This window comes from Clostridium rhizosphaerae (genome assembly GCF_016765585.1).
GTDB lineage: Bacteria > Bacillota > Clostridia > Clostridiales > Clostridiaceae > Clostridium_AT > Clostridium_AT rhizosphaerae.
In genome coordinates, this window is record NZ_JAESWC010000004.1 from 76,408 (window position 1) to 100,510 (window position 24,103).

18 protein-coding genes and 2 pseudogenes are annotated in these 24,103 nt (G+C 32.5%); 4 read left to right on the top strand and 16 right to left on the bottom strand.

The window, feature by feature from the left end:
• Positions 1-11: 11 nt before the first annotated feature.
• From JK636_RS10530 to JK636_RS10565, 8 genes are all read right to left on the bottom strand, one after another.
• Positions 12-1,790, bottom strand: a complete 1,779-nt coding sequence (locus JK636_RS10530) for an aminopeptidase P family protein (protein ID WP_202748890.1) — start codon at positions 1,788-1,790, stop codon at positions 12-14.
• On the bottom strand, positions 1,780-2,892 hold the full coding sequence (eutH, locus tag JK636_RS10535; protein ID WP_202748891.1) for an ethanolamine utilization protein EutH: 1,113 nt from the start codon (positions 2,890-2,892) through the stop codon (positions 1,780-1,782). The genes JK636_RS10530 and eutH overlap by 11 nt, the downstream gene beginning before the upstream one ends.
• Complete coding sequence (locus JK636_RS10540; RefSeq protein WP_202748892.1) at positions 2,882-3,451, bottom strand: helix-turn-helix domain-containing protein; 570 nt, start codon at positions 3,449-3,451, stop codon at positions 2,882-2,884. The genes eutH and JK636_RS10540 overlap by 11 nt, the downstream gene beginning before the upstream one ends.
• Positions 3,452-3,788: 337 nt before the next feature.
• Positions 3,789-4,094 (bottom strand): PTS sugar transporter subunit IIB, encoded by a 306-nt coding sequence (locus JK636_RS10545; protein ID WP_202748893.1) that lies wholly within the window; start codon positions 4,092-4,094, stop codon positions 3,789-3,791.
• Positions 4,095-4,529 (bottom strand): PTS sugar transporter subunit IIA, encoded by a 435-nt coding sequence (locus JK636_RS10550; RefSeq protein ID WP_202748894.1) that lies wholly within the window; start codon positions 4,527-4,529, stop codon positions 4,095-4,097.
• Between the two features lie 14 nt (positions 4,530-4,543).
• Complete coding sequence (locus tag JK636_RS10555) at positions 4,544-5,335, bottom strand: BglG family transcription antiterminator (RefSeq protein ID WP_202748895.1); 792 nt, start codon at positions 5,333-5,335, stop codon at positions 4,544-4,546.
• A 19-nt stretch (positions 5,336-5,354) separates the two neighbouring features.
• Positions 5,355-5,798 (bottom strand): DeoR family transcriptional regulator, encoded by a 444-nt coding sequence (locus JK636_RS10560; protein ID WP_202748897.1) that lies wholly within the window; start codon positions 5,796-5,798, stop codon positions 5,355-5,357.
• A gap of 205 nt (positions 5,799-6,003) precedes the next feature.
• Complete coding sequence (locus JK636_RS10565) at positions 6,004-7,755, bottom strand: class I mannose-6-phosphate isomerase (protein WP_202748898.1); 1,752 nt, start codon at positions 7,753-7,755, stop codon at positions 6,004-6,006.
• Positions 7,756-7,926: 171 nt separating this feature from the next.
• Between JK636_RS10565 and JK636_RS10570 the strand changes: the two genes are divergently transcribed.
• From JK636_RS10570 to JK636_RS10585, 4 genes are all read left to right on the top strand, one after another.
• Positions 7,927-8,835 (top strand): ROK family protein, encoded by a 909-nt coding sequence (locus JK636_RS10570; RefSeq protein WP_202748899.1) that lies wholly within the window; start codon positions 7,927-7,929, stop codon positions 8,833-8,835.
• Positions 8,836-8,926: 91 nt separating this feature from the next.
• Positions 8,927-11,323, top strand: coding sequence for a glycoside hydrolase family 38 N-terminal domain-containing protein (locus tag JK636_RS10575; RefSeq protein WP_202748900.1), 2,397 nt, complete (start codon positions 8,927-8,929; stop codon positions 11,321-11,323).
• A gap of 71 nt (positions 11,324-11,394) precedes the next feature.
• Complete coding sequence (locus tag JK636_RS10580; RefSeq protein WP_202748901.1) at positions 11,395-12,147, top strand: UTRA domain-containing protein; 753 nt, start codon at positions 11,395-11,397, stop codon at positions 12,145-12,147.
• 31 nt (positions 12,148-12,178) lie between these two features.
• A complete protein-coding gene (locus tag JK636_RS10585) occupies positions 12,179-14,797 on the top strand; it encodes a glycoside hydrolase family 3 C-terminal domain-containing protein (protein ID WP_202748902.1) in 2,619 nt (872 codons plus the stop codon).
• A gap of 74 nt (positions 14,798-14,871) precedes the next feature.
• Here JK636_RS10585 and JK636_RS10590 read toward each other — a convergent pair.
• From JK636_RS10590 to purM, 8 genes and pseudogenes are all read right to left on the bottom strand, one after another.
• Positions 14,872-14,979: pseudogene (locus tag JK636_RS10590) on the bottom strand (cob(I)yrinic acid a,c-diamide adenosyltransferase); the annotation flags it as partial.
• Between the two features lie 57 nt (positions 14,980-15,036).
• Positions 15,037-15,174, bottom strand: a pseudogene (locus JK636_RS10595) (bifunctional adenosylcobinamide kinase/adenosylcobinamide-phosphate guanylyltransferase); the annotation flags it as partial.
• Positions 15,175-15,317: 143 nt separating this feature from the next.
• Complete coding sequence (locus tag JK636_RS10600; protein ID WP_202748910.1) at positions 15,318-18,443, bottom strand: alpha-mannosidase; 3,126 nt, start codon at positions 18,441-18,443, stop codon at positions 15,318-15,320.
• A gap of 28 nt (positions 18,444-18,471) precedes the next feature.
• Positions 18,472-19,563, bottom strand: a complete 1,092-nt coding sequence (locus JK636_RS10605; RefSeq protein ID WP_202748911.1) for a GntR family transcriptional regulator — start codon at positions 19,561-19,563, stop codon at positions 18,472-18,474.
• Positions 19,564-19,719: 156 nt separating this feature from the next.
• On the bottom strand, positions 19,720-20,964 hold the full coding sequence (gene purD, locus JK636_RS10610; RefSeq protein WP_202748912.1) for a phosphoribosylamine--glycine ligase: 1,245 nt from the start codon (positions 20,962-20,964) through the stop codon (positions 19,720-19,722).
• A 17-nt stretch (positions 20,965-20,981) separates the two neighbouring features.
• Positions 20,982-22,484 (bottom strand): bifunctional phosphoribosylaminoimidazolecarboxamide formyltransferase/IMP cyclohydrolase, encoded by a 1,503-nt coding sequence (gene purH / locus JK636_RS10615; RefSeq protein ID WP_202748916.1) that lies wholly within the window; start codon positions 22,482-22,484, stop codon positions 20,982-20,984.
• Between the two features lie 24 nt (positions 22,485-22,508).
• The gene (gene purN, locus JK636_RS10620) at positions 22,509-23,117 is read right to left on the bottom strand and encodes a phosphoribosylglycinamide formyltransferase (protein ID WP_202748917.1); all 609 of its coding nucleotides are present in this window, start codon (positions 23,115-23,117) and stop codon (positions 22,509-22,511) included.
• Complete coding sequence (purM, locus tag JK636_RS10625; protein WP_202748918.1) at positions 23,105-24,100, bottom strand: phosphoribosylformylglycinamidine cyclo-ligase; 996 nt, start codon at positions 24,098-24,100, stop codon at positions 23,105-23,107. Before purM ends, purN begins: the two co-directional genes overlap by 13 nt.
• Positions 24,101-24,103: the final 3 nt, after the last annotated feature.

The window sequence follows — 24,103 nt, forward strand, 5'->3', positions numbered from 1 at the left end:
TCTCCTATAAATTATATTTCCTCAGTTTCTTTTAAAAGCCATTCTGTGCAAGCTTCATCTAAATATGGAGAAAGAGTTTCAAATACTTTCTTATGATAATTATTCAACCACTCCATCTCATATTTTGTAAGCATTTCAATAATTATTGCTCTTTTATCAATTGGAACGCAGCACAATTCTTCAAAACGCATAAACTGACCAAATTCAGTTTTTTCATCTTCCACTACTATTACTGTATTTTCTGTTCTTATTCCATACCTTCCTTCTTTATAAACACCGGGCTCTATAGTTATCATCATACCTTTTTCCAGCTTTATGTTGTTTGGAACCTGACTAAAGCGTTGAGGCATTTCATGGACACTTGATAGGAAACCAACACCATGACCTGTTCCACACTTATAATCAATACCATATTCCCAAAGTGGTCTTCTTGCTAGTACATCTAAATTTGAACCTGTAGCACCATAAAGGAATTTCGCAGTTGAAAGCGCTATTACAGATTTTAAAACTAAGGTGAAATCTCTTTTTTCTTCCTCTGTTAATTTACCTAAAACAATTGTCCTTGTAATATCAGTGGTTCCATTAAGATATTGCGCTCCTGAATCCAGCAGGAAAAATCCTTCTTCTTTTAAGTATGTAGGAATTTCCTGATTATAAGGATTATAATGCATCATAGCTGCATTTTCTCTATAGCATGCTATGCTGTCAAAGCTTGTATCTAAATATAATGCTTGATTTTTTCTAAACTCTTCTGCTTTTTCAGCAACATCAATTTCTGTAATATTATTATTAACGTTTTCCTTAATCCATTTAAAAAGCTGTACTAAAGCGGCTCCATCTTTTATATAAGCATCCTTAACATTTTTAATTTCCATTTCATTCTTTATTGCTTTCATCATAGTAGTTAAGTTCACATGATTGACATTATTTGCATTCTTATTTATTCTGCTAAATAAATTATAATTCACTATATCATAATCCAATATAATTGATGCTTTATCCCCCAACTTTTCAAGGAAGCCATTAATATCATCATAATCTTTAATAAAAACTCCATCCTCCATTAGTTCCTTTTCTACGGAAGAACTCACTTTGTTCTTGTTAATAAATAATAAGGTCTCTTTTTCACCAACGATACCGTAAGAGGTGACAAAAGGATTGTGTGGTATATCATTTCCTCTAATATTTAAAAGCCAGCAAATATCATCGAGTGAAGAAATCATGTAATAATTTACTCCGTTTTTCTTCATTTCCTCTCTAACTTGAGTAATTTTTTCTTTTCTGCTTCTGCCGCAATATTTTATATCATGAACATATATTTCATCTGAAGGAATTTCTGGTCTATCATACCATATATTATCTATCAAGTCTAAGTTGCTATTTATTCTTATATCCTTTTGAGATAATTCCTTTTCCATTTTATTAACTCGCGATACTGAGAAAACATTTCCATCAAAGCCTACTGTATCCTTTTCCTTTAATTCGTCTTTTAGCCACTCTATATAGCTTGGAACATCAGGCTCTGAAGCTTTAAAAAGCTTTATTCCTGCGTTATTAAGTTGTTTTTCAGCTTGAATATAATATCTTCCATCAGTCCACAAACCCGCCTTATCCTGCGTAAATACTACTGTACCAGCAGACCCTGTAAAACCGCTTATCCATGCTCTGCATTTAAAATGTTCTCCAACCCATTCACTAAAATGAGGGTCCTCACTTGGCACAATGTATGCAGCTAAGTTGTTCTTTGCCATTAGCTCCCTAAGCTTTAATATTCTTTCTTTAATCTCCATATCCCATTACCTCCCCAATATTGATTTGTTGATTTTCTTTTTCTATTATAAAATTAGATAATAATAGACTTAAAATACCAGAGACCGATTTGCAAATAAAAAATGCTCCTATTAATTTTGCCTCTACACTTGCAATATAAGCAAGTTGTCCCCCAAATATAAATGCTCCGCTTACAGCAAAAGCAGTACACATTACCTTTCCTTTTTCATTCATATGCTTTAAGTTTCCAAATACAAGCAGATTGCTTGCAAGATTGCCTATCATAGCCGTAATTTCAGATGAAGTTAGCCCAAATCTTTCTCCTAATTTATTTAAAGGAACCCTTAACATTCTGTTTATAACTTCAAGCATTGGATAGGCCCCTCCAAGGATTATAGTAATTTTGCCAACTAAAGCTGTAGAATCTTCGAAAGAAATAATAGAACTCAATACCTTAAAGCCATAAATCAAATAAATTCCTTGAAATATTAATCCTAAAACACTTAACCCTATTATAAGCCTTCCAAAATATCTAAAAACTTTAATTATAATACCTGGTGCTTTTAAAATTAAAATTCCTAATAACAATGAGATCAAAACTATTGGAGTCATATTCCACAAAAGTAAAGTCAAATCTATTCCAAGCCATATTCCTGCTGCTATACAGCCTGCAGGAATCGTAATTATTCCAATCATTATTCCTTTTGCTATAAACTCTTTATCTTCATCTTCAGTAATGCTAAATGCTATTGGAATGGTAAAACTAAATGCTGCACCTAATGTAGAACCAACTATAATTCCCATAAACCTTCCAAGCTCACTATTAAACGAAATGTTTTTACACAATTCATATGCCCCCATATCAACAGCAAAAACACTGCCAGGGATAATTGAAGGATCTAAGCTAAAAGTTCTCCACACAAATTGTGATACTGGTGAAAACAATTTAAGAAGCAAAGGCGATAAAGAATAAATACCTATGATTCCAAGGGCAAGTGTGCCCATAGTCTTAATTCCTTCTTCAAATTTATATCCAAGTCTTAAAGGGTTTCCAAACATATAATCAATTGCACCGATTATAAAAAACACACCAATTACATATATCAATATCTTACTTATCATTTAAATCCCTCTTGAAATAATTTGGAGAATTAACTGTAATAAACTTAACTGTTTTATTAGTGTTATTTGACCAGTTATGAACTATATCAGAATTCATATGAATACTATCCCCGGGATAAAGCTCATGCATGTCATTATCTATATACAATGTTAAAATTCCTTCCAAGACATATATAAATTCCTCACCAGAATGTTTATACAAAGCAACTTCTTCATCAGTTTTATGTGGAAAAACCTCAATAAGCCTTGGTATAAATGATTTATCCTCAAGATTTTGTCCCAGACTGAAAGATACAAAGCCGCCCTCTTCTATACTTAGTACCTGTCTATCATAGCTTTTCAAAACTTTTCTTTCAGGTTTATTTTGAACATCAAAAAAGTAAGAAAGATTTACTCCTAATATTTCAGCAATATTTTCTAAAGAATCTACTGCAATAGAGGTTAACCCTCTTTCAAGCTGAGATAAGAAGCCTACTGACAAACTGCTTTCCTCGCTAAGTTTTTTTAGAGTAATATTTTTTGAATTTCGTAGTTCCTTAATTTTATTCCCAATATTCATAATTCCCTCCATATTTTTCTTCATATGAATATTATACTATAAATTTCATCATTATGAAATATAAAACAATATATTTTATATGAATGAAATAGAGAATAATTATATATCTACCACCATTTTAATGATGACATATAATCGTCGTACCGTATAATACTATTGAATTGGGCTTAATACTTAATTCTTAGCTAAGAATAATACCTTGGCAGCTTTACTAATCAGTTGCCTCATTAGGCTCAATTCTGCTCTCTCTATCATGTTCATTTTATTCATACTCAATATGCAAATCTTCTTTTTTTCGTAAAGAATAAAGTTGCAAGCTACTCCCCCTTGTATAGTTTTATTTTTTATACTCTATTTGCTGCATATCTTTTAATACAGAGAGTCCTTTTTCTTCAATTTCTTTTTTATTTATAAAATTCTTTATTACAACTACTGGTACCTTAACTTTATTCTTTAAGGAATCTGCCAGTTCATTTGATGTAAAAATAACATCACACGGAGTAGCTGCAGCTGTTCCAACATCTGCTGTAAAAACATTTGCCTGAAATCCATTTGCTTTTATAAGCTCATCTATTTTCATTTTAAGAATCATTGATGAGCCTACACCAAAACCGCAAACAGCCATTACTTCTATCTTTCTCATCTAATTCACCTCTCTTCCGTTAATTATGTTATATACCGCTTCTTCTGATGAAGAAGCTATAATATTATTCATCAGCTCCTCGTTTCCTAGAACGTTTGCTATTTCAGCAAGCTGAGCTAAATGACCTCCATTTTCCTTTGCAGCAAACGCAAAGACTAATTTAACAGGATCATTGTCTTTATTTCCAAATTCAACAGGATTTTTGAGAATTATTAAACTAATATCTTCTTTAAAAACACTTTCATCTGGTCTTGCATGAGCTATTGCAATATAAGGTGCAATTACAATATACGGTCCCAATTGCTTAACTGAATTAATCATATTTTCTATATACTTTTCAGTTATACTTCCGCAGTTTAAGAGCAGTTTTCCAGCCTCAGTTATAGCCTGCTCCCAATCATTAACTTCAACTTGAGTTTTTATAAGTTCTTTCATACATGTCGCTCCATCTAGCTATTTAACAAAACTTTATCCTTATGTTTAATTTCATATCTTTTAGCTAAATAATCACTTTGCTTTTTAAATCTTAGGTTTTTAATTTGGTTTATATACTCAACATCAAGCAGAGGATTTACGTTTACTATTTGGTATCCAGGCACTTCAATTGCAACTGTTGAAATTATAAAATCAAACTCCTCGTCCTTTATCTTATTTTTCACATCAGTTATAGCTATAGGCCCTACTATTTTCAACTCTGGTATCAGTATTTTAAGCCTTGTACTTAAAATACTGGATGTAGCCATACCACTGCCGCATACAACCAGCACTCTTTGCATAAAACCATTTTGTACATTTCTCTCAAAGGCTGCCCCTATATACATTGCAATATATGCTACTTCATCTTCAGGAAAAGTACAATTTAATTGTGATTCATATTGGCTTAGAATTTTTTTAGTTATCTCATAAATAAAAGTAATTCTATATTTTATCTGCTCGGTAAGTATATTCTCAATAGCAAGATTATTTCTAAGTCTATAAAGTGCAACCTTAAGATGAATTGTTAGTGAATTTATTAGTTCATAATCATTACTAAAATCTATTCCCAGATACTCTTCTGAATCCTGGATAATCTTTTTAGCAATTAAACTAGCTTCTTTTGCTTCTTCTGAGATATCTGCCTTTTCTATAAAGTATGATATTTTTGCACCTAAAAATCTTTTAGTAAGATAGTATAAATCACTGGAATCAACCTTATCTTTAAAAATACTATCAGCAAAGAACTTTTCTAATCTTCTCTTCATTTCCACATATCTCGAGTCCCTAATAAGTTTTCTTATTTAAGTTTAGATTATAGACTTTAAGCTTTTTATCTACGTAAGCAAGGTCTGCAATGATTGTGTTCTTACTTACGTTTAATAATGCAGATAATTTTTCAATAGTCATTGTAGATTCTTTGCTGAGTATATAAATGATGATTAAGAATTCTCTTTCTTGAGGTGAAAATACTCTGCTATTAAAATCCATAATAGAATGCAATAGTTTTTCCCTTTTGTCTTCATCACAGCCTAAAAGTATTCCAAACCTTGGCTTTCTGAGCATACTGCACTTTAAAAGCTTTAGATACTCCTCAATAGTATCAAGATCATATCTTACAGTTCTTTCGCTTACATCTAAGCGCTCTGAGATTTTATTTATGCTTACGAAATCATTCAAGCCTAACATGTATTTGATAATTTCTTTTTGCCTTTTTGTCAGCGTAATCATTTTCATCCCTCATTTTAGAAAACATCTCGTCCTCTTTGATTTTATTATACATTAAGTTTTTTTCCTAAATAACTCAAAATATCTTCAACTAATGTGGCAAAATTCTAAAGCATAATCGCAAAAAAATAACTCTAAGGATATTTTACCTTAGAGCTCTGGTTTTTATCTTGTTCAATTGTCAGTATCTTTAGCTTCTACAAAACTTTTATCTAACATAAGCTTTTATTGTAGCAATTTCTTTTCCTTCAGATTTTCCATAAGGCCTTATGGTATATTCCTCTATACATGCAGGAATTATAAAGGTTTCTGCATAGTGTACTATAAAGGGTTCAAAGTTTCCAGAAGGGCTTTCTACTATAGCTTCTGCTCCTTCTACTAGATTTAGTACATTAACACTTCCGTTGGTTTTATGAAGTACAGGCTTTGAAAACCAGTGTCGTATGGTTTCAATGAATTCTCTTGTGTGGAGTCCAGTTTTTTCAACTCTTATTCCATCTTCTTCTGTTAAAACTTCTACTTGATCTATTAGATTTTCCTTTACCCATTTTGTATCTCTATCCCACTGGATAACTTTTTCTCCATGCTTTAAATGAATTGGTCTTGGAAGGCCATCTAAGCCAACTCTTTCCCAATCCCATAGCTTAAAAGTAAAAATATATGGGGTAGCGCTTATTTCTAGAACCATAGAGTTTTTACCGGAGCAGTGTATTGTACCTGCGGGAATTAGAAAATGATCATGTTTTTTTGCAGGAAATTTATTTATGTATTTATAATCTGGAAAAGAAATTTCTCCTTTTTCTGCTCTCTTTAAATCTTTTATCATCTCGTCTTTATCTATACCTTCTTTTACTCCAAGATATACACAGGCATCTTCTCCACAGTCCAGCATATAATAGCTTTCATCTTGAGTATAGTGCATTCCAAAGGTTTCTTGAATGTATTCTGTAAGAGGATGTACTTGAAGAGATAGATTGCCTCCTCCCATGGTGTCCAAAAAGTCAAATCTAATAGGAAATTCTGTTCCAAACCTGCTATGAACTCTTTCACCTAAAAGTTTTTTTGGTTCAAAAAATACGGCGTTTATTGAAGGAACTTCTACTTTCACCTCTCCAAACTTAAGATAAAGACTGTTTTCTTCTGGAACTCCATCAAAGCTCCAAGCAAAGTTTGGAGAGTCTTTATCTAAACCGCAAACCTCTTTCATCCATTGACCGCCCCATACACCTGGATCAAAGTAAGGAACAACCCTAAAGGGCTTTTCTGCTACTTGTTTAAGACCTGCTCTTATAGCATCTCCTGTTATCATCTTGGGATTGTCCTTTTGATTTGTATCTATTAAATAATTTATTTGAGAAAAGATGTTCTTTTTATGCTTATCAGCTAATCTCCACTCTACAAAATATCCTCTCTTATATTTTGATAGGATTGGATCTTTACAATTATTAGCTTTCCAATTTTCCATACCAGCTCTAAATCTAAGCTGAATCTCCCATCTAGCTAGATCAAAGTATAAAAGTATATCTCCTTTGGTTATTAGAGAAGCTCCCACTCCGTAAACTAAAACAATTCCTTCATTTAAGTTATCTATAGTACTTTGGGCCTCTTCTATTTTTTCTTGTATAAAAAGATCTTGAAGTTTTTTAGTAGTAAGTACTCCAAAGACTCTGTCCTCTGTTAAATAGTCTTTTATCATGGAGTTTATTGTATCTTCATTATAGGTATAATCTTCTGATTTGATCACTAAAGAAGGATTAAGTTTAGTAAAAGCTTGCAAAATTTCTTCTTCTCTAACTCCTGGATAAAAATCTAATACTAATATTACTTTTTCTTTTTTTAAAGTAGAAAATGATTGTTTTAGCTCTTTTAGTATATCTTCATAACCCTGCCATGCGCATTTGTCATAGCCTTTTATAGATACTTCTGGATATTTATCATAGTTATTATATTTATCAGTCAAATTTCTCCCCCCAATTGTAATTACATTTCATTTTAAATTCTACAATATGTAATTACATTTTTCAAGTTTTATAACAAATCTGTATTTACATTAGTAGAAAATCGGATTATAATTTACTTAAATTTAAAATGTAAATACAAGGAGGCGGTATATCTGAAATATTACATTGGGATGGATGTAGGTGGAACAAAAATTAAAGCTGCTATTATATCTTCTGCAGGAGATATTTTAGATGATATAAAGGTTTTTGATTCCAAAAGCAAAGAAAGTAAGGAAAATATAATAAATAATTTTAAATTTATAATGAATGAATTAGTTAGAAAAAACAATTTGAATTCTATTAAATTAAGCGGCGTGGGCTTAGCTTTTCCTGGTCCTTTTGATTATGAAAGTGGTGTAAGTTACATTAAAGGCTTAAATAAGTATGAGCACATATATGGCATAAACCTTAAAGAAGAATTAAAAACAGCTATAGAAAAGGACATAGAACTTAAAAAGAACTTTGAAAACGATTTTAAGATAGCTTTTTCTAATGATGGCGATTTATTTTCTCTGGGAGAATACTTAAAAGGTTATGCTAAAGATTCAATTAGGACAATTTGTATCTGCATTGGAACAGGTGCAGGATCTTCCTTTTTAGAAAGAGGCAGCCTTATAAAAGAAGCAATTAATGTACCAAAGGAAGGGTGGATATATCATACTGCCTATAGAGAAGGAATTGTAGATGATTATATATCTGCTAGAGGAATATTAGGCATAAGTAAGAATGTAGAATCCTTAAAATATATAAAAGAAGTGAGTCAATTGTATGACTTAGCAATGTCTGATAACTACGAAGCAAAGGAAGTATTTAAAGAGTTTGGAAAAAGACTTAGAGAAGTGATGATATCTTTCTTTAATGAATTCAAACCAGACACCTTTGTTATTGGAGGACAGATATCCAAAAGCTTTATATTCTTTGGAGATGATATTTCAAAGGAATGTAAAGCTAGAAGAATCAATTTGTATGTTTCAAAGGACACATCTGAATCTACTTTAAAAGGTGTTGCTATGCTATTTGGAGGTGAGGTATGTAAATAGGTTAAAGCAGCTATGAATGAATGTGTTAATAGTATAGCAAATATACTTTATTTAAATTAAAATGTAAACCTAAAAATGGAGGATTTAAATTATGCTAGATAGAAAATGGACCATGTATATATTACATCATTCACACACAGACATAGGTTATACGGACTTACAGGAAAGAATAATTTATAATCACGTTGACTATATAAAGACTGCAGTAAATGCTGCAAAAGAAGGTCATAAAAATGGGACAATCGATAAAAACTTCAAATGGAACTGTGAAACTTACTACTGCGTAGAAAGATTCTTAGAGGAAGCAACAGAAGAAGAAAAGCAAGACTTGTATGCAATGATTAAATCAAACAATATAGGACTATCAGCAACTTACCTTAACTTTACGGATTTAGTAGATAAAAAGGTACTTAATAAAAGAACAAAAGAAATGGTTGATCACTTTAAAGTACAAGGAATAGATGTTAAAGTTGCTATGAATGCAGACGTTAATGGTGTATCTTTAGGAACTCTTGATGTGCTTTTAGATAATGGAATAGAATTCCTATTTACAAACATTCATACACATCACGGAATGTATCCTCTTTACCAAAACCAAAAACCTTACTATTGGGAAAATAAAGAAGGGAAACGACTTTTAGTATTTAACGGAGAACATTATAACTTAGGTAATGCTTTGGGTTTAATTTATAATAAAAATATTAATTTTATGACAGAAAATTATCTTGGAAAAAATGCTAAACCAAAAACTCATCTTGAAACACTTAAAGAAAATATAGTTAAGTACTTAACATCCTGTGAAGAAAATGGCTATGATTACAGCTTTATTCCTGCTTGTGTATCAGGAGTATTTAGTGACAATGCGCCTCCAAATACAGATATTATAAGAACCATTACAGAATTTAATGAAGCTTATGGTGATGAAATACTTTTAGAAATGGTAACTATTCAAGAATTTTATGAAAAAATTAAAAATCAAGTAAAGGATGCACCTGTTTACAAAGGCGACCTCAATGACTGGTGGGCAAATGGTGTAGCAAGTACACCTTATGCTGTTAAACACTACAAAGAAGCTCAAAGGATGTATCACTTATGTGAAAGATTAGATAATGAAGGCCATGTAAGCAAAAAGGAATTAATACGACAAGCTGAAGATAACTTGCTGCTATATGCAGAACATACTTGGGGACATTCAGCCACTATTACAAATCCTTATGATACCATGGTGCAAAACTTAGATATTAGAAAAACAAGCTATGCTTCAAAAGCACATGAAGCCTCCGCTAAAAACTTAAACCGTATTACACATAGCAGAGGAGATAAACTTAGATATTACGATCTAAACGGTAAAGTAAAAGCAATCAGCCTATCAGATGAAAAAAGTAAGCAAGTAGTAGAATTCTATATAGAAGTATGGAGATACCCAGGAGTAAAAGTAATTTGTGAAACAACAGGACAAGAAATGAAGACTCAAATGTCTTCACATCCAAGGGGTGTTCTTATCAGCTTCGTAGATACTTTTGAAGCTAAGGAAGAAAAAATATACAGGTATGAAGAGGCAGATGCAAAAATTGAAGTAGCTAATTCAAGAGTCGCTTATGTTGGAGCAGAAAGAGTAAAAGACATAGTGAATAGCTACGATACAAAAAGCTATAAGCTACCTTACCAAATAGAAAACGAATATTTCAAAATAGCTTATGAAATAGGTAAAGGCGTAACTTCTTTCTACAATAAGATAGATAATATAGAAATGCTAAAAGAAGGAGATGCTAGATTCTTTACTCCAATATATGAAAATACTAAAATTAGAACAAACGTTTATTCAGAAAGAAGCATTTTAGGAAGAAATATAAGAGGCCTTCATGCAAAAAAATATATTGGTGAATTAGCAGAAGTAAAAATCATTGATAATGGTGAAATATTTACAACAATAGAGCTTATTTATGAGTTAGAAGGTACCTACTTTAGCTCAGTGGTTATCAAACTTTATAACACTCTTCCAAAGTTAGAATTTAAGTATAAAATTGCTAAGACTTTATCTACAGATATTGAAAGCATTTATCTGTCGCTAACATTAAACAATCTTGATGCAACATTATATGTAGATAAAAGTGATGCCATTATGAGACCAGGTATTGATCAAATACCAGGTACTTGTATGGAATACTATCTTGTAGATAATGGTTTGATTTATGAGTCTAAAGAAAATACCATATTAATTCAAACAAAAGATGCCCCTCTTATCTATATGGGGGAATTGAAACATCATCCAATATTACTTTGTGATAATAAGGAAGAATATAACAAAAGAGATGTGTACTCATGGATTATGCATAATACATGGGAGACAAACTTTAAAATAGATTTATCAGGTATCACAGAATTCTGCTATACATTAGACCTTATTAAGACAAAGGATGCAGAGCAAAGCTTTAAAACAATGAAAAATAAAAGTTGTGGTGTTGTAACCTTTATGACTAGTTTATAAACATTTACCTAGAATAAATTTTAGTGTAAGATTAAATAAGGTTTTACCTATATAGAGGAAGGAAGATTTTAGTGGTTAAAGATATGGAATCCAAGTCAAATATGCCTTTATATTATAAGGTACAAAACTATATATTAGATCTTATAAAAAACAATAAGCTAAAAGAAGGAGATTTAATCCCTACGGAAATGGAACTCAGTAATATGTTTAATATGAGTCGTCCTACTGTAAGACAGGGATTAAACACCTTGGTTTCAGAAGGCTACTTAAAAAGATTAAAGGGCAAAGGAACTTTTGTTACTAAGCCCAAAATTCTTCAGGAAAGTACCCGTTTTATAGAAAGTTATAATAGAGAGATGCACAAAAAAGGGTTGATTCCAGAAACCAAGGTATTAGAAATATCAATAAAAATTTGTCCTGATTTTTTGGTAGATAAGCTTGGTGTTGCAGAAGGAGATAAATTTATTAAGCTTAAAAGGCTTAGGTATGCTTATATAGAGAATAAAGAAGATAAAAAGCCTATTCTTTTAACTACAGTTTACATACCTTATAAAAAATTTCCTAACCTTATAATGTATGATTTTGAAGAACGTTCTCTCTACGAAGTTTTTGAAGAGAATAATATTTATATCAAAAAAGCATTGAGAGAAATAGAGGCGCGGCTTTCTAATAAGGAAAGCAGCAAACTATTAAAAATTAATGAAGGTTCGCCTATACATTTTATATCTTCTTTTGGTTATTTAGATGACGGTTCAATTATTGAATACTCCGAAAGCATATACCCAGGAGAGAGAAATAAATTTATAGTAGAAATAACTAGATAGTTTCAAAGTAAAATCAAAAAAAGGTGAAATGATGTTAAGAGAAGATTTAAAAGATTATCCTTATATGGATAAAAACATTAATATTGAAGAACGCGTTTTGGATTTAGTAAACAGAATGACATTAGAAGAAAAAGTTCGTCAGCTTGATATTTATTCAGGAACAGAATTTTTAGGTGATTCTAAAGTACTAACTAAATTTGAGGTCGAAAAGTATACAGAATTATTTGGTGAATTAGGTGCTGGCTGCCTGCAAGTGAGATATTCTTCAGCTAAACTCAATAATCAAATACAAAAATACCATATTATGAATACACGCTTAGGAATTCCTATATTATTTAGTGAAGAAACTCTGCACGGATTAGTTTGGCCGGAAGCTACGATATTTCCACAGCAAATTGCTTTAGCCGGTACATTTGAACCAGACCTTGCTTATAAACAAGGCAGGGCTATTGCTTCTGAGGCACGAAGCTTAGGCATACATGAAGGGTGGTCACCTGTACTTGATTTAGCTAGGGATCCGCGATGGGGACGAGTTGAAGAAGGTTACGGTGAAGATACTTATTTAGGTGCAAAATTTGCATATAAAATGGTAAAAGGATTACAAGGTAACGATTTAACTCAAAATAATACCATCGTATCAGAGCCTAAGCATTTTACAGGGTACGGTGCGCCAAGCGGAGGGCTGAATTGTGGACCTGCAATGTTGGGACGACGTGATCACGCAAATTATTGCTTGCCAGTATTTGAAGCAGCATTTAAGGCTGGAGCTTTAAATACGATGTGCTCTTACAATACCATTGATGGTGTGGCTGTTGCTCAAGATAAAGAATTACTTACAGATGTACTACGTGATGAATTTAAAATGAAAGGTTTTGTCCGTTCCGATATGACGGCTATTCGTATGCTGCACACTTGTCATTATGCAGCTAAAAGCGACAGAGAAGCTATAAAGATGGGTATAGAAGCTGGTGTGGATATGCAGTTGTATGATTATCCTCATGAAAAATATCAAAATACCCTTATTGATTTAGTTAACTCCGGAGAAATTACGGAAGAAATTATTAATATTTCCTGCAGTAGAGTTTTAAGAGTTAAATTTATGCTGGGCTTGTTTGAAAATCCACTTACAGATGAGTCATTAAGTGAAAGAGTTGTAAACTGTCAGGAACATAAGGATATAGCATTAGCGGTTGCAGAAAAATCAATATGTCTTCTCAAAAATCAAAACAACCTATTACCACTTAAAAAATCCATTAAGAATATTGCCGTTATTGGTCCAAGCGCAGCAGTTTGCAGATTTGGCGGCTATAGTTCAGCCACCAGTGTAGATCGTGCGGTCACATTATTAGATGGAATTAAAGCAATAGTTTCAAAAGATACTAATGTAACATATAACTCTGGCTGTAGTATATTGGATGCAGATATAAAACCTATTCCACAGAATTGGCTGCGTGATATAAACGGCAAAAATGGTTTGACTGGTGAGTATTTTAACGATTTGGATTTCTCAGGTGAACCAGTGTGTACAAGAGTGGATAGTATGATAAACTTTAACTTTATCTATTCAAAACCGGCACCAGGTGTAAATGCAGATAGATTTGCAGTACGTTGGAGCGGAACTTTATTAACTGACCATAGCTTTAAGGGCTGCATTGGACTTAGTACCATGGACAGTATGAGATTATGGATCGATAATAAATTAATTATAGATGGCTGGGAAGAACTTAATGCTAATCAAATGGTAGATTTTGATTTTATTCAAGGTAAAGAGTATAAAATTAAAATTGAATATAAGAATGACCAAAGAGGTGCTAGAGTAATTTTCGGATATAATAATGGAAGAGTAAATATGGATGAGGCAATCCGTATAGCAAAAAATGCAGATATAGCCATTGTAGCTGTAGGTGACAGCGAGGAAACCTGCGGAGAAAATTTTGATAGAGCTGACCTAAACCTTCCGGGTAAACAACTGGATTTAGTTAAGGCTATACATGCAACAGGCACACCTGTTGTACTGGTTTTACAAAATGGCAGACCGCTATCAATTACATGGGAAAGTGATAATATTCCAGCTATTATAGAAGCCTGGCATGTAGGTGAACAAGGCGGTATGGCAATTTCAAAGGTTATATTTGGTGATGTTAATCCAGCAGGCCGACTACCAATGTGCTTTCCTAAATCAGTAGGACAGCTCCCAGTTCACTATAATAGATGCCCATTTAGTGCAATCAAATATGTGGAAATGGATTGGTTACCTTTATATCCTTTTGGATATGGACTAAGTTATACAAATTTTGCGTACTCAAATATAAGATTATCAAAGTCAGAAATCAAAGTAAATGAAACTGTCGATGTCATGTTTGACGTAACTAATGCTGGTAACTGCAGCGGCGAAGAAGTTGCACAACTTTATATTCATGATGAATACAGCAGCGTTTTGCGTCCTTATAAGGAATTAGCAGGATTTAAGCGAATTCAGTTGGATAAAGGTGAAACAAAAACTGTAATATTAACATTAGGAAACGAGCAATTACGAGTATTAAATAAAAACTTTAAATGGGTTGTTGAGGATGGTAAATTTGAAGTCATGGTTGGCAATAATTCAGCAAATATATTGTTAACTGATGAATTCAATGTTTTACCACTATAATATGTATTGAAAAAGCACTGGTAAAAGTATCTATTGGAGATGCTTTTGCCAGTGCCTTTGTATTATATCGCCTGCTAATACTCTATTCCTTCTCTTGAATAAACAACTTCATGCATATAGTGCTTTATCTCCTTCATCTCAGTTACTAAATCTGATTTTTCTATTATTGAATCAGGCACATTAATTTAATATAGCTTCCTCAAGCCCTGAGCTTCTTATAGCACTTAAATCCTCTATGGTATTCTTTCTCTCATCTCATCATCAGTAATTATTGAGGTAGCAATATATAAAACTTTATCTTTATCCTTCAGCATCTCCTCACCAAAACTGCTTTTACCACTGCGGCTTCCTCCAGTTACTAAGATTATCTTACTCATTTTGTTTATCTCCTATTTAGTGTAATTATATTATTAAATCCTGCTATTTCATTTAATTTTAATTTATCATGTTATTAATTATATCAATATCAAAACTTATTATAAAACAAAAGCAGCAATGAAAAACTGCTGCTTTTGTTTTTTTACTTTATTTTCAATTTAAAAGTTTTAATCTCAAATGGCTTAATCTCAAAGCTGAAGTTTTGTCCTTTAAAATCTACCGCTTCTAAATCTCTTTCCATAAGATTGCATTCTACCACGTTTATAAGCTCATTAAACATAGTCACGTTAACTTTGCTTCTCTTATTATGGCATTCATATAATCTTAGAATTAAGTCGTCAGTATCTTCTGCTTTCTTAACAACCTCAATTATTACATTATCCTTATCAGCCTTAGCTAAAGATAGAGCTTTTGGCATTTTACCTAAATGTTCATCTGAAGCTTTAGCATATAAAGGCACATTAATGTTGTAGGCATTTTGAACTGTTTTAGCTTCTTTCCAATCTCCACTATGAGGATATAATGAATATGTGAAGAAGTGCTCTTCCTGGTCAGTAGTTAAATTAGGCTCTATTCCACTCTTAATAAGAGTAAGTCTCATAAGACCATCTTTTATATCATGTCCATATTTACTGTCATTTAATAAACTTACTCCAAAATCTCCTTCTGAAAGATCAGCCCACTTTTGTCCAACCACTTCAAATCTAGCTACATCCCAAGATGTATTATTATGAGTTGGTCTTTCTACATTGCCATACTGGATTTCATAGGTAGCTTTATTAGTATTAATATCTATAGGGAAAGCTGCCTTTAAAAGCACCTGATGCTCTTTCCAATCTACATAATTATTGAAGTCTATTCTTGGAATATCATTATAAATATATATCTTTTGTACTATTAAAGAATCTGAGAATTTTCTTTCAATCTTAAGTGTCGCTCTTACAGGTCCTGCTTCTATTACTTCCAAACTTTGGATATCATCTACTGCCCACATCTTTTCTTGGTAATAAATATCTATATCCCAGTTATCAAAGTTCATAGGCTTGTCTTCAAAGGCTTGCAGTGCATTTCCCACTTGACATTCTTTTAACACTTCTCTCATATTTTCTTTATCAAATAAAGATTTAATCTGTGCTTTTTCATCAAATGCAATTTTAAAGAATCTATTTTCAGCGTCAGTTTTGCTAAGCTTTATATTTGATTCATTTTTAACTGTACCTTCAATTAATGAATAAGTCTTATAGCCTAGTGCAGGAACTTTTTCTGCAAAGAATATAGCTTTGTTGTTCTCTATTCTTTGGCATACTACGTCTTTGCCATTTTCATCTACTAAAGCTGGATTTATTATTCCCTCAGGCACTGTAAAGCTAGCTATATCATTTCTTTCAAAAGCCAATGTATTAAATACAATTAAGGACTTTTTATCTAAATTAATATTTGAAACTATAGTGTTTAGCGCATCGTTAAGTACTTCATTGCCGTTTCCTATGATTTCTTTGTATTCTTCCTTCGTAACATCATAAACTTCCTTTATAGAGGAACCCGGAAGTATATCATGGAATTGATTCAATAATATATTTTCCCAGCCTTTATTAAGTTTATCCTGAGGATAATTCTTACCAAGAAGCATAGCAAGTGAACTCATCTTTTCAGCTGATGCATATAAATTCTCACTTATTCTGTTATCTCTCTTATTTCTTGCCATAGAAGTATATGTTCCTCTATGGTATTCAAGATATAATTCTCCAACCCATTTAGGAAGTCTCTTATTTTTTCTTACCTTAGTCTCAAGCTTCTTGAAGTATTCCTTGGATGTACCCATTTTAACCTTTGGACATCCTGGTATGCCTTTATTTAATCTTCTTCCTACCTCAAGCATTTCGTAGGTAGCTCCGCCGCCGCCGTCTCCAAAGCCAAAGGAAACAAGCACATCATTGTTTATATCCTTCTGTTGGTATCTATCCCAAGCTCCAATAATAGCACCTGGATGTATTTGACCATTGTAAGTAGTAAAGTGTGAATTTGGATCTTGGTATGGATCTTTAGTAGTTATAAAGTGAGTCAATACTTCTGTTCCATCTATACCTTCCCACATAAAAGTATCATATGGCAGTTTATTAAATTGATTCCATGCAATTTTAGTAGTCATGAAATAATTTACATCTGATTTCTTTAATATTTGAGGAAGTGCAGCGCTGTATCCAAATACATCTGGAAGCCATAGTATTTCGCTTTCCACTCCAAACTCCTGCTTAAAGAATCTCTTTCCAAAAAGAATTTGACGCACTAAGGATTCTCCGGAGGTTACATTACAATCTGCTTCTAACCACATAGCTCCTTCTGTTTCCCAAGTTCCTTCATTAACCTTTTCTTTAATCTTTTCATATACATGAGGATGGTCTTCCTTTAAAAATTTATAAAGCTGAGGCTGACTTGACATAAACACATACTCAGGATATTCTTCCATAAGCTTTAAAACAGTTGAAAAGCTTCTTGCTACCTTTTCTCTAGTTTGTGCTACTGTCCAATGCCAAGCAACGTCAATATGTGTATGTCCCACACAAGTTGCTATAGTGTCTTCATGTCCACACAATTTTTCATAAAACTCAACTCTTAAATAATCATTAGCTTTTTCAACACTTTCATGAAATTCTTTTGAAAATGGTTTTCTTAAATCCAAAAGATTTACTGCTTCATTTAAAACAGTAAGCATATCAATTCTTCGCTTATCTTCCTTATTAAGTTTTTCACATACCCAAACAGGAACTTGAAGATTATAAAATAACTCTCTTAAAGGTTTGTCTATAGTTACTAAATTTATAAATAATTTAGCTTTTTTGTCAATCAAACCGCCGTAAGCATGAATGTCTATTTCATAAACCTTACCTGCCTCAGCACAGTCTGAAATAATAACTTCTCTATGATTCATATCAATACCTTGGATATGCTCGCCATTGATGTAAAGTATAAACTGAGGATTGATTGCATCCCAGCCTTCATCAAAGGTTTTTAAATTAAGCGCCGTTACTTTTCCATCAAAATTCTTAGGTATAGTAACACTTGTTTTAAACCAGCAGTGATATTCTCTTCCTCCCCAGTTTTCTCCTTTGTGAAATTCCTTCCACTCACCTTCAGCATTATTTATTCCTTCCATGCCAAGAAAATTGCCTTCAAGCATTTTGTAGTTTTCAATTTCAATGCTGTCAGTATACACATAGTTTTTTAATTCATGGCATATTTTTTGGACTCTTTCTAGTGCATAAAACATATTAACACTCCTTTTAAATTATATTAATTTATTTAAGACTTATAGTTGAGTTTCTTTCAATTAATCTTATTGGAGTTATCTCCTTTACCTGACTTATTACTTTGCCTTCTAGATTATCTATAACTATTTTTGCAGCTTTTTTGCCTATTTCATAAAAATCCTGCTCTATAGTAGTTAAAGATATATCTACCTGTTCCAAAATTGATATATTATCAAACCCTATTAATGATATATCATTCGGCACATTTATATTAATTGATTTTAAGACCTTTATTATATCAATAGCAACATAATCGTTTTCAGAAATTACAGCAGTAACACCAATTTCTAATAGCTTTTTAAGAACTTGATCCATACCTTCTTTGCCACACGTATCTTCAAGCTGCGAAACTATAAAATCACTTTTGATTTCTATTCCGCTATCCTTTAACGCATTGCAATAGCCTAAAAATCTATCTCTTACCGAAGGCACTCTTTCTATATTTACACTGGAAATAAAGGCAATATGCTCGTGTCCCAGTTCAATTAAATGTTTTGACGCTTTATAACCACCATCAAAATTATCAGATATTGAAAAGCTTAAAGGCAGAGAATCAAAGTATTTGTCTATAAGCACAATAGGATATTGATTCATGTAAAACATACTTAATATATCAAAGCTATGCATTCTGTTAGTTGGATAATATATTATTCCGCTTGCTCCTACTTTACTCATATTCAACAGAAATTCTCTTTCCTTGTTCTCATCGCCATCTGTACAATTTATAGATAAAAGATAACCTTTTGAATATAAATAGTCCCCAGCACCCCTTATGTAATCTATAAATCTTCCGGTTGAATTTTCATATGGAATTATCATAGAAATAATTTTAGGCCTATTCATATTCTCTAAGCCTATCGTATTGCTTAAAAAACTTCCCTGTCCTTGCTTTCTGTATATCAAGCCTCTGTTTTTAAGCTCCTCTAAGGCTCTTTTTGCAGTAATTCTGCTTACATTGAATTTAACCATAAGTTCATGTTCAGTAGGAAGTCTATCTCCCGGAAGTATTTCCTTTTTCTCTATCATATTCATTAGATGATCTACTATTTGGTTATATAACGCCTTCTTGTCATCTTCCATAAATACCCTCCGATAAATGATATATCATTTTTATTATTTTCCATAAACTTATTATATCATATTTATTTTTAATACTCAATATGCAAATTTTCTTATTTTTCATAAAAAGTAAAGCTGCAGTCTATAATTAGGCTGCAGCTTTGTTTAATATTTTTATTAATTTCCTATATCTTTTCTATAGTATATATTTTCAAACTCTATTTTTTCCAAATCCCCATAAGCTACTTCTCTAGCTCTAGATGGATTATCTTCAAGCGAAACAACACTAAGCACTCTTCCGCCCGAGGTTTTGATTTCACCATCCTTAAATACAGCCCCTGCCGTAAATACTTTACCTCTTATTTTATTAATATTGCCTATATTAAAACCTGTTTTATATTCTTCAGGATAACCTTTTGAAGCCGCAACAACGCAGCAGGAATATTTATTCTTCCACTTTATCTTTAATTCGGATAAATTTTTATTTAAAGCTTCTAAAATTACATGAGTAAAATCTGTTTCCATAAGTGGAAGAACTGCTTGAGTTTCAGGATCCCCCATTCGAACATTGTATTCTAAAAGATATACTCCTTTTTTGCATATCATTACTCCAAAGAATACAATTCCTATATAGTCCATTTTCTCTTCCTTAAATCCTCTTAAGGTAGGCTTTAATATATTCTCTTTAAACTCTTTCAATACTTCTTCAGTACAATAAGGATTTGGGCATATAGCTCCCATGCCGCCAGTATTAGGGCCTTTATCCTTATCATAAATTCTTTTGTGATCCTTAGAGGATAAAAATGGTACAATTACATTTCCATCAGTTACGGCCAGTATAGAAGCTTCTACCCCATCTAAGAATTCCTCTATGATTATTTTCTTTCCCGAACCTTTAAATACATCTTCAATCATAAAACTCTCTATGCATTTTTTAGCTTCTTCGAAATTGTTTGCTATAACTACACCTTTTCCGGCAGCAGCACCATCTGCTTTTATAACAATAGGATAGGAGGCTCTAAACAAGTATTCTGCTGCTTCCTTTGGATTATAAAAAACTTCATATTCGGCAGTTCTAACACCATACTTTTTCATAAATTCCTTAGAAAAAGCCTTGCTTCCTTCAAGCTTTGCAGCAGCCTTGGAGGGTCCAAAGATCTTTAAACCTCTTTCTTTAAACCTATCAACAATACCATCAATTAAAGGCACCTCAGGACCTACTATAGTGATATCTATTTTTTCTTCGACTGCAAAGTTTATTAGTTCATCATAATTTGTGATATCTATATTCTTGCATTTATTTTCTAAAGCAGTGCCAGCATTCCCTGGAGCACAGTATATTTCATGAACCTTTGCACTTTGAGAAAGCTTCCATGCAATTGCATGTTCTCTGCCTCCACCGCCAATAATTAATATCTTCATATAATCACCACCATAACTTAGTGTTTAAAATGTCTTACTCCAGTAAATATCATAGATATTCCATGTTCATTACATACTTCTATGGAATCTTTATCTCTAATAGATCCACCAGGTTGGATTATAGCTTTTATATTATATTTTGCTGCCTCTAAAGCTACATCACTAAAAGGGAAGAACGCATCTGATGCAATAACTATACCATCTTTAGCTCTGTCTAAAGCTTCTGAAGCCGCCCATATTCTATTCACTTGACCGCCGCCAATACCTTTAGCTACACCGTTTTGGGCTGCCACAATCGCATTAGACTTTACATATTTTACAACTTTCATAGCAAAGATCAAATCTTTAAGCTCCTCCTCAGAAGGTTTACTTTCAGTTACTACAGTTAATTCATCAATAAACTTATTGTCGCTTTGCTGCACAAGAATTCCGCCATCTACAGAAACAAGTTCTAAAGATTTATTAGGTTTAACACTGCACTTAATAACTCTTAAATTCTTCTTTGTTTTTAAAATTTCAAGCGCCTCTTCATCATAATCAGGTGCTATAACTACTTCTAAAAATATTTTTGCCATTTCTTCTGCTGCAGCCTTATCAACTTTTTTATTGAAAGCAACAATTCCTCCAAATATTGAAACAGGATCACATTCATAGGTTTTTATATAAGCATCGCATACATCAATTCCTATTGCTGCACCACAAGGAGTATTATGCTTTACTGCACAGCATACTGTTTCTTCAAACTCGTTAACTACCTTCCAAGCTATATCCATGTCTTTTATATTATTATAAGATAGCTCTTTGCCATTTAACTGTATAAACATTTTCATGGCACCCTTTTCTACATTTGCTTCATAATACGCAGCGCTTTGATGAGGGTTTTCTCCATATCTTAAATCCATTGACTTTTTATATGATAAACTTAAATAGTCCGGATATTCATTATCACCGAACAAAAAGTTACTCACTGCAGCATCATAGGCAGATATAAGGTTAAACACCTTTCCAGCCAGTTTTCTTCTTGCTTCTAAGCTAACGCTGCCTTTTTCCTTTAACTGCTCTATTATACCGTCATAATCCTTTGTATCACTAAGAACTAATACATCTTTAAAATTTTTAGCTGCTGCTCGAAGCATTGTTGGGCCGCCAATATCTATAAACTCAACTTTTTCTTCAAATGAAATATCTTCTTGAACCTTTTCAAAGAATGGGTATAAGTTAACTACTACTAGGTCTATCGGCATTATATTTTTCTTATGCAACACTTCCATATGTTCTTTGTTGTCTCTAATAGCTAAAATACCAGAATGAATTACAGGATGCAGAGTCTTAACCCTTCCATCAAGCATTTCCTCAAAGCCTGTAACCTCTGAAATCTCAGTTACCTTTATTCCGTTATCTTTTAAATAAATATAGGTTCCTCCAGTTGAAATTATCTCCACATCAATATCAATTAAAAATTTAGCAAGTTTTAATATATTTTCTTTATTATATACACTTATAAGTGCTCTTTTTATCATGAGAGAATCCCCCTACTTTTAACTTTATTCCTCTATAACAAACACTTTTCTTCCTTCCGATCTAATTTTATCTTCTGCAAAATAATTTATTGCCTTTGGCAGAAGCTTATGCTCCTCTACAAGCACTCTTTTTTGCAAAGTTTCTGCTGTATCCTCATTATATACAGGCACTGTCTTTTGGCATATTATAGCACCTGAATCCGTGCCTTCATCAACAAAATGTACTGTACAGCCTGAATACTTTACTCCATAGCTTACAGCAGCCTCGTGGACCTTTACTCCGTACATTCCTTTTCCACAGAAGGCTGGGATGAGTGAGGGATGAATATTTATTATTCTGTTTCTAAACTTTTCTATAATCTCACCCTTAAGAATTGATAAAAATCCTGCAAGCACAATTAGCTGAACCTTGCCTAAGGTAAGCTCAAGTATTTCCCGCGAAATATTCTTTTCACTTCTGTTTACAATATAGGTCTTAATATTTCTTTGCTTTGCCCTTTCAAGCCCATAAGCTTCTTTTCTATCGCTGATTACCATTTCTACACTGCACTTTAAAATTCCGCTGTCTATACTATCTAAAATAGCTTGAAGATTACTTCCATTACCCGATATAAGCACTGCTATTTTAAGCAAAGCCCTGCACCTCCAGCTTCAACATACCCAATGGCAAAGGCTTTTTCTCCCATAGCTTCAAGAGCCTTAATAATTCCTTCCGAATCTTTTCTATCTACGCAAAGAACAAAACCAATTCCCATATTAAATGTATTAAACATCTGTTCCTCATTTATACCTAAACTCAATAAATAATTAAATATAGAAGGCACTTGATAACTTTTTTTATCTACCACGGCTGTAAGCTTATCTTTAAACATTCTTGGAATATTTTCATAAAAGCCTCCTCCTGTTACATGAGCCATTCCTTTAATATTAAAGCTTTCCATAAGTTTTAATACCGGTTTTACATATATCTTTGTCGGCGTAAGCAGCACTTCTCCTATTGCTTTTCCTTCGAAATCAATTTCTAAATTGGGAATAAGCTTTCTAATGAGAGAATATCCGTTACTATGCGCACCAGAACTTGCTATTCCGATAAGCACATCTCCCTCTTTAATATCTCTTCCATCAATTATGTTTTCTTTTTCAACAACACCCACTGAAAAACCGGCAATATCATATTCTCCCTCTCTATAAAAGCCCGGCATTTCTGCAGTTTCTCCTCCTATTAACGAACAGCCTGAAGTTATACATCCCTCAGAAACTCCTTTCACAAGCTGCTCAGCAACTTTTGAATCAAGCTTTCCGCAGGCTAGGTAATCTAAAAAGAATAAAGGCTTAGCTCCATGGCACAAGATATCATTGACACACATAGCAACACAATCTATTCCTACAGTATCATATTTTTTCATTCTAAAGGCTATATCAAGCTTGGTCCCTACTCCATCAGTACCCGAAACAAGTACAGGGTTATTATACTTAGGAAGCTCAAACATTCCAGCAAAGCTTCCAATACTATTTAAAACTCCAGCATTAAAAGTCCTCTCAACATGCTTTTTTATCAAGTTTACTGACTTGTAACCTTCTTCTATGTCTACTCCAGAATCTTTATAAGTTATCATATT